At 58.9% G+C, this 13,433-nt stretch carries 12 protein-coding genes and 1 pseudogene; 4 read left to right on the top strand and 9 right to left on the bottom strand.

Going from position 1 to position 13,433, the window contains the following annotated elements; translation table 11 throughout:
* Window positions 1-10: 10 nt before the first annotated feature.
* From PMI31_RS18020 to PMI31_RS18010, 3 genes are all read right to left on the bottom strand, one after another.
* Window positions 11-307, bottom strand: coding sequence for a hypothetical protein (locus tag PMI31_RS18020; protein WP_008019656.1), 297 nt, complete (start codon window positions 305-307; stop codon window positions 11-13).
* Window positions 308-340: 33 nt separating this feature from the next.
* Window positions 341-874, bottom strand: a complete 534-nt coding sequence (locus PMI31_RS18015) for a molybdopterin-dependent oxidoreductase (RefSeq protein ID WP_008019655.1) — start codon at window positions 872-874, stop codon at window positions 341-343.
* A 78-nt stretch (window positions 875-952) separates the two neighbouring features.
* A complete protein-coding gene (locus PMI31_RS18010) occupies window positions 953-2,317 on the bottom strand; it encodes an OprD family porin (RefSeq protein ID WP_008019654.1) in 1,365 nt (454 codons plus the stop codon).
* A 1,409-nt stretch (window positions 2,318-3,726) separates the two neighbouring features.
* Between PMI31_RS18010 and PMI31_RS30095 the strand changes: the two are divergent.
* Window positions 3,727-4,002: pseudogene (locus PMI31_RS30095) on the top strand (cupin-like domain-containing protein); the annotation flags it as partial.
* A 333-nt stretch (window positions 4,003-4,335) separates the two neighbouring features.
* Window positions 4,336-4,608 carry a DUF2790 domain-containing protein gene (locus tag PMI31_RS18005; RefSeq protein ID WP_008019650.1) on the top strand — a complete coding sequence of 91 codons (273 nt, stop codon included), beginning with the start codon at window positions 4,336-4,338 and terminating at the stop codon, window positions 4,606-4,608.
* Between the two features lie 62 nt (window positions 4,609-4,670).
* Here PMI31_RS18005 and PMI31_RS18000 read toward each other — a convergent pair whose 3' ends face one another.
* From PMI31_RS18000 to PMI31_RS17980, 5 genes are all read right to left on the bottom strand, one after another.
* A complete protein-coding gene (locus tag PMI31_RS18000) occupies window positions 4,671-5,603 on the bottom strand; it encodes a LysR family transcriptional regulator (protein WP_008019649.1) in 933 nt (310 codons plus the stop codon).
* Window positions 5,604-5,667: 64 nt separating this feature from the next.
* On the bottom strand, window positions 5,668-6,618 hold the full coding sequence (locus tag PMI31_RS17995; RefSeq protein ID WP_008019648.1) for an aldo/keto reductase: 951 nt from the start codon (window positions 6,616-6,618) through the stop codon (window positions 5,668-5,670).
* A 23-nt stretch (window positions 6,619-6,641) separates the two neighbouring features.
* Entirely contained in the window at window positions 6,642-8,120 is a 1,479-nt protein-coding gene (locus tag PMI31_RS17990) for an efflux transporter outer membrane subunit (protein WP_008019646.1), read from the bottom strand.
* Window positions 8,121-8,139: 19 nt separating this feature from the next.
* On the bottom strand, window positions 8,140-9,636 hold the full coding sequence (locus tag PMI31_RS17985) for a DHA2 family efflux MFS transporter permease subunit (protein ID WP_008019645.1): 1,497 nt from the start codon (window positions 9,634-9,636) through the stop codon (window positions 8,140-8,142).
* Window positions 9,636-10,772, bottom strand: a complete 1,137-nt coding sequence (locus PMI31_RS17980) for an HlyD family secretion protein (RefSeq protein ID WP_008019644.1) — start codon at window positions 10,770-10,772, stop codon at window positions 9,636-9,638. The genes PMI31_RS17985 and PMI31_RS17980 overlap by 1 nt, the downstream gene beginning before the upstream one ends.
* 260 nt (window positions 10,773-11,032) lie before the next feature.
* On the opposite strand from PMI31_RS17980, the gene PMI31_RS17975 reads away from it, so the two are divergent.
* On the top strand, window positions 11,033-11,659 hold the full coding sequence (locus tag PMI31_RS17975) for a TetR/AcrR family transcriptional regulator (RefSeq protein WP_008019643.1): 627 nt from the start codon (window positions 11,033-11,035) through the stop codon (window positions 11,657-11,659).
* The gene (gene mug, locus PMI31_RS17970; protein WP_008019642.1) at window positions 11,652-12,173 is read left to right on the top strand and encodes a G/U mismatch-specific DNA glycosylase; all 522 of its coding nucleotides are present in this window, start codon (window positions 11,652-11,654) and stop codon (window positions 12,171-12,173) included. Before PMI31_RS17975 ends, mug begins: the two co-directional genes overlap by 8 nt.
* A 152-nt stretch (window positions 12,174-12,325) precedes the next feature.
* On the opposite strand, the gene PMI31_RS17965 is transcribed toward mug, so the two are convergent.
* Window positions 12,326-13,408 (bottom strand): sterol desaturase family protein, encoded by a 1,083-nt coding sequence (locus PMI31_RS17965; RefSeq protein ID WP_008019641.1) that lies wholly within the window; start codon window positions 13,406-13,408, stop codon window positions 12,326-12,328.
* Between the last annotated feature and the right edge of the window lie 25 nt (window positions 13,409-13,433).

The raw sequence follows: 13,433 nt of genomic DNA, 5'->3' as shown, positions 1-13,433 counted from the left end.
GCCAGCGGTGTCACTGGCTGCCGATAAAGACATCCGCCAGTTTGTCCACCAGCGCCGGCTTGGTCTGCGCGAACCAGCGTCGGGTCGCCCATTCCTGCCATTCCTCGGCACGGTCCAGGGTGTATCGCGGCACAAAGTCGCCGAGGAACCGGCCGAGGTTATGCAGGGTGACGTCATGCCCGGCGTTGGCCATTTGCTCCAGCAAATCCCTCAGGGCCACTTCGAATTCGGGTGGCCACTGTTCACCGGCCAGCACCTGCTCGACCGAAGGATGTCGATCATGACCAAGCGAATGGAGGACTGGCATTGGCATTTTCCTCGGTACGACGTGGTGGATGAGTCAACCAAAGATGCTGCACAGCTCAATGTTGCGCAACCACTTCACCTGACGAGCCCCGGAATGACGATCGCTTCCCGATACCAATGAAAGGTGTTCGCCGAGCTCCGTCTGCCCGTGCGAATGTTGTCGGTACACCACCAGCACCGCATCGCCCACGTCGGTATTGATCAGTTCGTTCCAACTGAACAACGCGACATAGCCGTCACTGGCCCGCGCCACCACATAGGCGCGTTTCCAGCCTTTGGGGTCGTCGCTCTTCAGCCCGGCCTTGAGGACAATTTCCCGCAGCAGCACCCCGCGATAACCCTTTTTCTGTGCTTTTTGCGCATTGCCCTCGCAGGTATTGCTGGTCAGTCTCACCCAGTCATAACCTGGCATGGCTTGCAGGTCGGCCACGCTCAAGCACAGCGGGTTCTGCACCTGCCCGACCACCTCCAGCGCCTGCCCGGCCACTTCGATGGCTGAGCTTGGCAACAACAGGGGTTTTGCGCTGGGGCGAACAAGGCTTTGCACAGTCGAAAAAATGGAACGCATGGCGATGCTCCTGTCTTGGTTGACCAATCACCGGGGACCCTGGCCGCGCAATGGCAGCCAAGGACCGGTCCGCCGTGCTTAAAGCAACGGCAGGCTGTAGCTGAGGATCAGGCGGTTTTCATCCAGGTCGCTACTGGCATTGCCACGCAAGCTGGCGTTACGCCAGGAAATGCCCACCCCCTTGAGTGGACCGCTTTGCAGTGCGTAGTCGATGCGCAGGTCGCGCTCCCACTCTTTGCGATCACCGGCGGCGGAATCGATGTTGTCGCCGCTGAGATAAGTGACCACGGTCTTGAGCCCCGGCACGCCAAGCACAACGAAGTCATACCCGTACTCGGCCAGCCAGGTGCGCTCGCCGGCACTGAGGAACTTGCCGATCTGCCGGTCGGTGATCAGGTAAGCGGTGGCGCCATCACCCTGGTTGACGAACGGGAACGCGCTGTCACCGGAGACTTGCTGATAGCCCGCGCTGAAGGCATGACCACTCAGGCTGTAGGTAAACAGGGCGCTCCAGGTGTTGTTGTCCACCTCACCGGCGTGTGTGTCGCCCGCTCGCCAGAAACCGCTGCTTTTGTAGCCTTGGGCACGTCCGGCGGCGTTGCCGTTCTTGCCATCGGCGCTGCTGTTGAAATAGCGCAGGTCAGTCTTCAGCGCGCCGGGGCCGATGGCCAGGGTGTGGATCAGGCCGAGGAAGTGCTGCTTGTAGAAATCTTCGAGACTGCCGTAGTAGTACTGGGCGGTCAGGTCCTTGGTGATTTTGTAGTCGCCGCCGGCGAAGACGAAGCTGTCCGAATCGGCCAGCGCGGTGCTGGCCGGGGTACCGGCGGGACGCGTCGCGCCGCCGATGCGCAGATCGATATCGTCGGTGGAGCTGCGGGTCTTGGTGCTTTGCAGTTGGCCGGCGGTGAGGGTCAGGCCGTCGATCTCGCTGGAGGTGATCTGCCCGCCTTCGAAGGTTTGCGGCAGCAGGCGACCGTCGTTGAAGTTGATCACTGGCAGCCTGGGTTGCAGGGTGCCCAGCCGCGCCTCGGTCTTGGAGATCCGTACCTTGCCGGTCACACCACCCTTCGAATATTCATCGACCGCATGGCCGTCGCTGTCCGTGGGAAACAGCGCCCCCGGCGTACGGTCGATGCCGGCCTTGCCCGCACGACCGCCGCTGTCCAGCTTCAGCCCCGTCATGGCGATGGCATCCAGACCGAAGCCGACGGTGCCCTGGGTAAATCCGGAGATCACGTTGAGTTGCAGCCCCTGCCCCCACTCCTTGGCCTGGCTGGCGTAGGCGGCATTGCCCACACTGCCCTGGCTTTCCCGGTTGTCGGAGTTGAAATAGAAATTGCGCAGGCTCAGCGAGGCCTTGCTGTCATCGATAAAACCGGCGGCGATGGCCTGGTGGGTCAAACCACCCAGGGTGATGGCCAGGGCCAGGGGTTGCAGCTTCATTGTGTTTACTCCAGTGCGGGTCTCTTGTTTTTTTGGTGTCCAGGGTCCGGTTTTGCTTGAGCTCTGGCGGGTGGCATTCGCTATATATTTTTGTATACAGCGATAGGCGCGGCGAGAGCCTGGAAACCGGCTGGTCGGGCGGCATCTTTCAAGATCCTGACTTTTAAGTCAAATTAATTTCGGCTGGGCATGCAGCCGTTCAAGGAGGTGGCCGAGTCGCTGGGCGCTACCGGGGCGTCATAACCAAAAACTACTACTGGTATGGTTTTCTGAGGTACACGCGAGCGTTTTTTTGCATGCGATAATTTGAAAAAACAACTAACTTTAGTTCTTCAGGCTACGGGCAAATACAGATTCAATAATAGAGAATGTGGAGCTCATGCAATTTCCAGCCTGAAAAGTTAAATAGGGAAAGCATCCTGTAGGAAATATCTCTCTTGAAAAAAAGAAAAGTTACTTAATGTGTAGGACGAAGCTGACTTAACAAACGATCTACACACCTTAAAATTCTTTCGTACAGCGCCTGACCTGTATAGGTAGACTCACACTAACTTCGGCCAACTAATCGTTCGATCCAACTAGCTATTAGAGAAATAAAAATGCGCGAAATTACGTTAGAAGAAGCCAAAATTATTAGTGGCGCTGTCGGTCCTGCAGGTGCCGTAGCCGGCGGTGTAGCAGACGCTGCGGGATATGTTGGGGGTCTCCTTGGCGGGGGTACGTTCAACAAAAGTGGTTTTTTAGCCTCTGTGGGGACAGGGGCATTGGCTGGTGCAATTTCCGGACCGGCAGGCATAGCCGCGGCTTTGCATAATGCAGGCGTGGGTTTCGGCAGCGGCGTCATAATAGGAAACGCAGACCGGGTCGGTGCTTAGAACAGAAGACAGCAAAAACATATCGTAGACTTTGATTTAATATGCAATACCTATTAATAGGTATTGCATATTAAGATAGACACTCAACTCTATTCCGGAGAGTTTGTTTTGGATATATATGATATCACGCTAATAACTCTTTCACTCGGAATTGCATTACTCCTGAGTCTCACTGCAAAGGGATGCGCATTGCTTATAAATACAAACTTCAATCGAAATATTCAAAGCGGAGACTTACACGTATTCGTCGTACCGATTATCATTTCTATAGTAAATTACTTCGTTCCAAAATTGATGGTTTTCCTAGGCATTCATCAACCATGACAGGTTGATTCTGATGTACAACAAGATAGCAAACGAATTACCAGCACTTTGTCAATCTCGTGTTTTCGAGATAATTCCATACCCCTTCATCATAGGTATGTTGTTGCCCACACTAAAATAACAATAGTGAGCAGATATACTTACCAAGTCGGAATTTAAAAATGCGCCAACAACGATTTACCGTACCACTTCTTCCGCTGATTGAATTTCACTCTGTTGCTGGCTGCGCCTCACCACCGCATTGCATTGGGTAGTTGGTCGACTTCGCCTCACGGTGGTCTGGAAGGCTGCGACTTCGATCCGTCACATCCGAACTTTGAGGAGTTTCCGGCTGCAAAACCGGTGAATTTTCTTGAAGTGCATCTGAAACCTGGCGATTTGCTTTTTTTACCTGAAGGCTGGTTTCACCAGGTAAGGTCATTGACTTCGTCTCTCTCGATAAACTTCTGGGTAAATTCGGTGCGCGAGAAAACCGAAGGCGAATGAGCATTGCAATCGTTGGACACCATGAACATCAATTGTCCCAGTTATCGTCGACGGCCGATCTCTTCGCCCCGAGCTCACCAAGGGTGCCGACTGTGATGGGATGGCTGAACTTAAGTGACGCTTGATAACCGTCGCCTTTCCCTCCCTGACATAACTGGCAATGTTGATTCATCAGCAATCCGGCAACAGTGTTTATCCCGCCGACCGATATTTGCGCCCCCGCCAAATGCCTAATATCGGCTCTACCCAAGTGAGTAAACCCAGTTAGAAGCAACCCGCTCACAAGGTAACAGACCCCTTGCAGGACAACGTTTCAACCACGAGGTGAACATCATGAAATTGGTAAGAATCGCACTCTTTGTCGCGCTTGGCGCCGCCGCGGCCCAGGCCTTTGCAGACAACAGCCACTCAACCTCCGCCACCGGCCAATCACCGGTTGAAACCTATACCTATGGAACCAAACTGGATATCAAGCGCGTCATCGAAGTATCGGAAATCGCCAGCGAATGCGCACCGGTCCCGGCGCGCATGACCTATGAAGACTCTCAAGGCCAACGCCACACCCTTGAATATGAAGTCATGGGCACTGGATGCTCGAACGGTTGAACACTGTACGGACGATGGAGGGTCGACACTCCATGCGTACAGCCTTTTCCAAAGCTTCAAGGTTATTCGGCGGCACCCACAATTTTTTCATCGGACGCCAGCAGCCCCGGAATGGAATGCTTCAGGAATTCCACCCAGGTTTTTATTTTTGCATCCACGAACTTGCGTGACGGGTAGATCGCAAACAGGCTCAACTCTTCAAGCCGATAGCCCGGCAATACGCGCATCAAAGTCCCCGCCCGCAGCCCCTCGACGGCCGAAGCAATCGGTTGAATGCCAATCCCCATCCCGTTCTTGATCGCGAATGTCATGGCGTCAGCCGTGTTGACGTGAAAGGGAGACACGGGAGTGCTGAACGTTTCTACCCCAAGCGGGCCTTCAAACACCCAGTTCTCGGCCGGCATAACCGTGTTAACGATTCGCAGGCAATCATGGCCGCCGAGTTCACTCGGCGTCTCGGGAATCCCGCGTTTGCTCAGGTACGCCGGCGAAGCGCAGAGAATGCTGTAGGTGATGCCCAACCGCTGGGCGACAAATCCGGAATCGGGCAGGTCCCGCGCCAACACGATCGACATGTCATAGCCTTCCTCCAGCAGGTCCGGTAACCGATTGGTCACGGTCAGGTCAAACAAAACCGAAGGATAGGTTTCCCGGTAGCGGGCAATGGCGCCGATCACGTAATGGTTGCCAATGGCCGACATGGCATGGATTTTCAGCCGGCCTGCGGGCATGACCTGAGCGGTGCCCGCCTCTTCGTCGGCCTCGCGCATGTCCTGCAGAATCCGTTCGCAGCGCTGCAAATAGCGCACACCGGCTTCGGTCAATGCCAGGCGTCTGGTAGTCCGGTTGATCAGCCGTGCCTGCAGCCTGGCCTCGAGGCTGGAAACGGCTTTGGAAACGTTGGTCGTGGTGGTGTCCAACATCGCGGCCGCCGCGGTGAAGCTGCCGCTTTGGGCCACCGCCACGAAACACCGCAGAGTCTGGAATACATCCATCGTTTCACCTCAAAGGGATTGGCAAACAGGACGGCCCTGTGACGGACCGCCCCGGCGTCAGGCACTACGGCTTGCGCGGAATGAACCCGGGGACGCCGGTTTCAACCACCGAGTTGAAGCGTATACGGGTTGTGATGTCTTGTTGAATCTCGACCATGGCCCTGTGCGGCAAGGTCGAGATATCGATATTTTCCCGGATATGGCCTGGCGTTGCCGAGGTGGTCAGGAACGCCACTCCACGTTGTACCGACCAGGCCAGTGCCACCTGGGCCGGCGTTTTCTGCAGGCGCCGGGCGATGCCGGTGATCACCGGGTCCTGCAGCACATTCGGCTGCATGCCATGCCCCAGTGGCGCGAACGCCAGCACGATAATCCCGTGTTCCTTGCAAAACTCAAGCAGTTCCCACTCCGGTAAATAAGGATGGGACTCCACCTGCACCACCGCAGGTTTTATCCGGGCGACGGCGACAATCTCCTTCAGCGCCTCCAGTGTGATATCGGACAGGCCGATGGACCGCGCCCGCCCCTCATCCACCAGCCGCTCAAGCGCTCGCCACGTCTCGATCAATGTCACGCCGTTGTCATAGATGACGTTGCCCTGCTCGTCCCTCGGGTCCTGGTTTTCACCGGGTTGAAAGGCAAACGGCGTGTGGATCAGGTAGCAGTCGATGTAGTCCACTTGCAGGCGTTGGCAGCTGGCTTCGAACGCGGGCTCGACGCGCTCGGGACGATGGTTGGTGTTCCACAGTTTGGTGGTGATGAACAGCTCTTCGCGCCGGACTTTTCCGGCCTCCTGCACTTCCTTCAGCGCTACGCCAACCTGCGCTTCGTTGCGATAACGCTCGGCACAATCGAAATGGCGGAAACCGGCGGCCAGCGCTTCCTTCACTGCCTGGGTCGTGGTGGCGAGATCGCGGAACAAGGTACCGAATCCAACCGCCGGCATCTCGACCGCACCGTGGTTGAGTGTGAACCTGGTGTCACGCAGGCCGTCGTGAAAGGCTTCATAGGTCATGTGTCTACTCCAGGCCGCAGCCATTATTGATACGAAGGTTTTTGCCCGTCGCCAGACGCAACGCGTTGCTCGAAGGCACCGACCGAATTGCCGCCCAGTGCAATGAACAACTGCACGGTGTCGAGGTACTGCGCGGTTTTCACGCGGATCTGTCCCAGCAGCGCCTGTTCATAGGCACGCTCCGCTTCGAGGACCTGGAGAATGCTGTTTTCACCCTGGGCAAAGGCTTGCTGGTTCAACTGCAAACTGGTTTCGGCCGCTCGCAAGGCATCGGTCTGGGCCAGGTGTTCCTCGGCGTCATGGTTGATCGCCTGCAAGGTATCGGCGACCTGCCCGAACGAGGTAATGACCGTCTGCCGGTAACCGGCTAGCGTGGCGTTGTAACCGTCGACGGCAGCCTGCCGCTCAGCCTTGAACGTTCCGCCATCGAAGAGCGGCCCGGCCAGCCCGGCAGCGAACCCCCAGAGTGCCGCACCGCCATTGCCGGAAGCCGCCTGCGCCAGGGACGCCGACAGTGTGACGTGGGGATAGAGGTTCGCCGTCGCCACGCCGACCGCCGCGCTGGCCATGTGCAGTTGAGCTTCGGCTTGCAGCACATCCGGCCGGTCGTGGGCCATTTCCGAGGGCAGGCTCACCGGCATGTTCGATGGCAGGACAAACTCGCCCAGGTCGAAGTCGGGAGCGATCCAGTCCGCCGGCCCCTTGCCCGTCAGAATCGACAGCGCATGACGTGCGGCGTCACGCTGTTGAGCGAGGGGCGGCAACAACGTACGGTCCTGAGCCAGCCGTGTCTCGGCCAGCGATACATCGATCTGCGTGGTGCTGCCATTGAGGTGGGCCATGCGCACCAGCTCAAGGTTCCTCGTGTCATTGGCCAGCAGCTTTTCCACGGCCTGGATCTGCGCGTTGGCGGAAGCCACCAGCAACGCCTGGCTGGCGACGTTGCCGGTCAGGGTCAGGTAGGCCGCTTCGTACCGGTGTTTTTGCAGGTCGGCAAACGCCTGCTGCTGCTCGACCAATCGCTGGTTGCCGCCGAACACATCGAGGTCGAAACCCACCCGCGGACCTATCGCGTAGAAATTGCTGATGGAGGGCTCCTTGGCGTTGTGCACCCGTTGACGGCCAGCCACGGCAGCAAAATCGACCTGCGGATAGAGCGCACCCTGCGCCGCCGCAACAGAAGAAGCGGCTTGCCGGATCGTGGCATCGGCGGCCACCAGGTCGAGGTTGCCGTCGATGGCGCGACGAACCACCTGGTCGAGCTTCTGCGAGCGAAAGGCAGACCACCAATCGCCGCTGACCTTCCGGCCGAGGTCGATCCGTGGGGCGGCACCTTGGGCCAGACGTTGTTCGGCTTGCGGGTCATAGTGCTGCGACGTACTTGCCGCCGGTGTTTCATAGTCCGGGCCAACGGTGCAGGCCGTCAGCAATACCAGCGCCGACAACCCCGTGAGTTTCGTTTGTATCCAGTAGCGGTTGAGGACCAGCGCATAGGACTTCATTTGGCAAACTCCACGAAAACTAATTGGCCGCAACCGGCTTGCGAAGAAACAACACCAGCGGGCTCACCACCAGCATCACCACCATCAGGATCTTGAACTGGTCGATCACGGCGATGAACGCGGCCTGGCCGGTGATCATTTCGTTGAGCCCACCCAGCACCTGCAACGGCGCTGAAGCCAGCGAATGCGCAGCAGCGCGGTACGGCGTCAGGTTGCTGGCCAGCGCCATGTGCATCGCCTGGGTGTTGTTGAAGAAAAACAGCTGCACGATCGCCACCCCCAGCGTGCTGCCATAGACACGGGCCAGATTGAACAGACCGGTGCCTTCGGGGCGCAGCGTGGGGTCGAGGGTACTGAACGCGACCTTGCTCACCGCCGGCATCAGGATGCCCAGGCCCGCGCCCTGGATCGCACCGGCGACAGCCACGGGCCACTCGTCCATCAGCGGCGAATAACCGAGCATCAGCCAGTTGGCATAAATCACCAGGGCGACACCGGCCGCCACGAACAGGCGCCGGTCGAAACGCTCGGGCAGCCGCCCCATCAGCAGGAAGGCGCCGACCAGGCCGATGCCACGGGGAATCGTCAGGGCACCGGTGGTGTCAGGCGGGTAGCCGAGAATTTCGTCCAGCATCGGCGAGGTCAGGGCCATGGTCGACAACAGCACGAAACCGAGGGCGAAAAAGATCACCGTCGACAACACGAAGTTACGGTCCTTGAGCAGGCGCTTGTTGAGGAAGTGCACGTTCGAGGTCAGCACATGCACCACGAACAGGTAGATCCCCAGCGCCGACGCCACGGCTTCCAGCCAGATTTCGGGCGCGGCGAACCAATCCAGTCGCTCACCCCGGTCGAGCAGCATTTGCAGGCTGATCATGCCGAGGGTGAAGGTGCCGAAACCGAAGAAATCGAACGCCGGAGGTTTCTCGGCTTTCTTCTCGATCAACAACAGCGCCGCCACCAGGAAGATGAACGCCGACAGTGGCACGCTGAGGTAGAACATCGGCCGCCAGCCAAAATGCTCGGCGATCCAGCCACCGATACTCGGGCCGCTGACGATGCCGAACAGCACGATGGCGGTCCAGCTCGCGGCAAATTTTGCACGCTTGTCCTGCGCCAGGGTTTCCGTGGCAATCGCCATCGACAGCGGCGCCAGTACGCCACTGGCAATGCCTTGAATGATGCGCGCCCCCACGAATTCCAGCGGCATCGTCGCTGCCGTACCAAGCAACAAGCCAAGGACGAACAACACCAGCGCCGCCTGATACACCCACTTCAAGCCAAAGCGTGCGGCCAGCCACTGCGCGAGCGGCATGCTGATCGCACTCGCGGCCAGGTACGAAGTGAAAATCCACCCTGCCTGATCGTCGCTCATCGACAGGCTGCCCTGGATCAACCTGAGTGCCGAGTTCGGCAGCGGCAGGTTTGCCGATTGCATATAGGTCGCCAGCAAGGCAGCGAACCTGAGCGAACGCGCGCCCTCCCCACCGGGGCTTACCATCGGTTGGGCGTTCATCAGAAGTTACCTGCGGTCAGCAATGCCTTGAGCGGATGCCACCACGGGCTGCGAAACCGGGTGTCGATCCTCACCGTGGCGCTGGTCCCGGAGAACAGCGGCAGCGCCGGGTCCACTTCGTCGAGCTCAAGCCGTACCGGCACCCGCTGCGTCACCTTGACCCAGTTACCGGTGGCATTTTCCGGTGGCAGCAGCGCGAAATCCGACCCGGCCCCTGGGCTCATGCTGGTGACGTGGGCCTTGAACACGCGATCCGGGTAGGTATCGATACGAATGGTGGCTTCCTGGCCCGGACGCATGTGGGTCACGTCGGTTTCGCGGAAGTTCGCCTCGATCCAGATCTCGTGACCGGACAACAAGGCGAAAGCCGGCGCGCCGTTGTTCACGTAGTTGCCCACCTGCAGGTCGTCGACCTTGGCCACGGTGCCATCCTGCGGCGCATACACCGTGGTGTACGAAAGGTACAACTGCGCCTCGTCGAGCTGCGCCCTGGCCTCGCGAACCGTCGGGTGGCTATCGGCATCGATGTCCGGATTGCCGTTCAAGGCCACCACGGTGCTGGCGATCTGTTGTTCGATGGACGCGATCCGTTGCCGTGCCACTTTCACGTCGGTGTCGGCACGTTCGTAAATCGATTTCGAAACGAACTCGGACGCGACCAGTGCTTTCTTGCGGGCAAAATCCTTTTGGTCGAAATCGGCCGACTCTTTCGCCGATTGCAGTTCCGCCTGTTGCTGGTGATAGCTGGCCTTGAGCCCGTCGATACGCAGCCGCGCCACGCTCAGTTGTGCCTGTGCGCGGTCGACGGCGATCTGGAACGGTTTCGGGTCGATCCGGAACAGCACCTGGCCCTGGTGGACCTGCTGATTGTCCTCGACGGCGATGTCCACCACTTGCCCGGAGATCCGCGCATTGATCGACGCCTTCGCCACCCGGGCGTAAGCGTTATCGGTCGAAACATAAGCCTGCCCCGACACGTAATGGGCATAGCCCAGCGCCGCGAAGAGAACGGGAACACCCACCATCAGCCAGGGACGCAACCGCTGTTTCAGCGGTTTTTGGGTGGGTGCGCCGGCCGGGTTTGGGCCAGGCTGCCCGAAGGTCTGTGAAGCCGGAATATCGAACGCTTTGGTCATGGTCGAGTACGCCTTTAGCCGAGTAATCGGGCCGGCGTCGGCAACAAGCGCCAACGGCCCGGATGTCAATAAATGCTGGAAACAAGCAAGCCCGTGCGCGGTCGGGAGGATCGCTCCCAGCGCGTCGGTTTCGTCGCCGCAACACTCAGTTCGCGCTCGGCTACAACAAACCCTGGATCAAGGAATTTCTGATTCCTTAATTTTGTGCGATGGTGTAAGAATATCCCTCGACCTACATCCCTACAAGGATTTTGTACGACATGGCACAAAATAAAACGACAGAAGGCAAAGGCCGTGGCCGCCCCCGGGCATACGACCCGCAGACAGCGTTGCAGCAGGCACTGGGTGTGTTCTGGAACACCGGCTATTCCGGCGCATCGCTCGATAGCATCGCCACCGCCGCCGGCATGAATCGCCCCAGCCTCTATGCGGCATTCGGCGACAAGCACGCGCTCTATATCAAAGCGCTGGAGCAATATTGGGAATTTGCCGCGGCGTCCATGCACGAGGCGCTGACGGACCTGGACGTGCCGTTGGCCGAGGCCTTGCAGCGTTTCTACGAGGGGCAGTTATCGATTTACTTCTCGGGCGACGGCCAGCCCCGTGGCTGCTTCGCCATCGGCACGGCAACCACCGAAGCCGTCGAGGACCCGGAAATTCGCGAAGTGCTGTCCGACCGCTTGAGTCGGCTGGATGCCGATCTGGAGGTTCGCCTGCAAGCGGCGAAAAATGCTGGCGAATTGAAAGGCGATGCCGACCCGGCGGCCCTTGCCGTGCTCGCCTCGTCACTGCTGCACAGCATTTCGATACGTGCCCGGGCCGGTAAATCCCGAACCGAGTTGACGGAGCTGGCACGCCAGGCGATCAGAGTGATCTGCGGTGAGTGAAAAACTCGAAGATATCCTCGCCGGGCAGTTGGCCGTGATCTTCTGCGGCATCAACCCCGGAATGAGTGCCGCCGCCCAGGGGCACCATTTTGCGGGGCGCGGCAATCGCTTCTGGCGCACGCTGCATCTCGCCGGGTTTACCACCGAGCAAGTGCTACCGGAAAACGATCGGACGATCTTGAGCTACCAATGCGGATTGACCGCAGTGGTCGAGCGGCCGACGGCCAGTGCGGATCAGTTGTCGTTGCACGAGTTCACAGCCGCCGCAGCGGACTTCGAACAGAAAATCGCACGCCATGCGCCGCGTTTCGTGGCGTTTCTGGGCAAGGCAGCTTATTGCGCGTTGTCCGGTCAGCGGGACATCGCCTGGGGCCTGCAACCGAAAACCTTCGGCAATGCGTCGGTCTGGATCCTGCCCAACCCCAGCGGGAGAAATCGTGGGTTCAGCCTTGAGCAACTGGTCACGGCGTACCGCGAACTGCGCCTGGCCGTCGACGAAAACCGGCGGGTGTAATCACCCCGGTGGAATCGTCGCGAGCACACCGATCAGGATGGTCAACACCAGGAAACCGCCGAGAAAAATCGTCATCTTGGCCATATGGCCTCCCACACTATGAATTGGCGGTACAGGGGCGTCCTGCGCTGCCCCAACGGCGTACCGAAGACTTATTGTGGGCTGGCGGCTGTATCCGTTACAGAGGCAGATTGCCCTGAAAAATACGGATCAGATCGTCTTTCAGGTTGTACCTTCGGGCGTTTTGCCGGGAAGCATTTGCGGGCGATGTCCACAAACGGCGTGACGATCAAACCCCGCATCGTCAGGTAACGCTCGTGATCCTGCTCACCGGTGCCGAATTGAATGGACTCGGGTCTGGACTGCGTGACGTAGAGCGTGCCGAACATCCAGTCCCACAGCGACAGATTGATGCCGAAGTTCTTGTTGAAGTGGCGCGGCGCATCACTGTGATGAATCTGGTGTTGCGCCGGGCTGCTCAGCACCCGCTCAAGCACCGGCCCGAAGGAAAACCAGACATGGCTGTGTCGCAGGTTGGCCGCCAGGCTATTGAAGATGAACACCATGTAGGTCACGCCAAATAGCGTATAGCGGCTGATCTCCCCGCCGCAGGCGTACCAGAAGGCACCGGCAAACGCGCTTACACAGACGATGTCGGTGAGCTTTTCCACCACCTCTTCCAGAAAGTGCACCCGGCTGGCCGTCGCTGGCACCAGCACGGGCGCCGAATGATGGACTTTGTGGAAGGCCCACAGATAGCGCGAATGAAAAGCGCGATGGCCCCAGTAATGGCTGAAATCCTTGACCAGGAAAACGCCCAGCCCATAGAGCAGGGTCAGCGCCAGGTTCTCCTCCACCTGCGTGCGCGCGCCCCACAGGTTGGTGAAGAACGCTATGTAGTCCGCTGAACGCAAGACGTACGGATCGACCAGGCCGACGATGGGCAGCACCAGGACAACCTTGAGGATGGCCAGAACAAAGTAGTAGCGGTAGTCGAGCAGCGCCGAGCGATGCAGATACACCCGGCAGCCGCCGATGAACTGCCCGAATGAGTGTGCGTCGGTCAGGCCCCGGGATTTGCGCCAGCGAAACAGGCCATAAGCGACGCCGTAAGACATGCAGAGAAAGGATAGACCGAGCCGACCGTTGAAGTCGAAAATGCCCAGGAACTGCCCGGTGACCGGTTCGATCACCCACTTGAGTAAATGAAAATGGATAGTGGCAAGAACATCCATACCAGGCTGCCCGACGTAAATGGAA

Source organism: Pseudomonas sp. GM55 (assembly GCF_000282395.1).
GTDB classification, from domain to species: domain Bacteria; phylum Pseudomonadota; class Gammaproteobacteria; order Pseudomonadales; family Pseudomonadaceae; genus Aquipseudomonas; species Aquipseudomonas fluorescens_CC.
The sequence above is the reverse complement of the archived record's forward strand: the minus strand, read 5'-3'. Positions and strand labels throughout refer to the sequence as shown.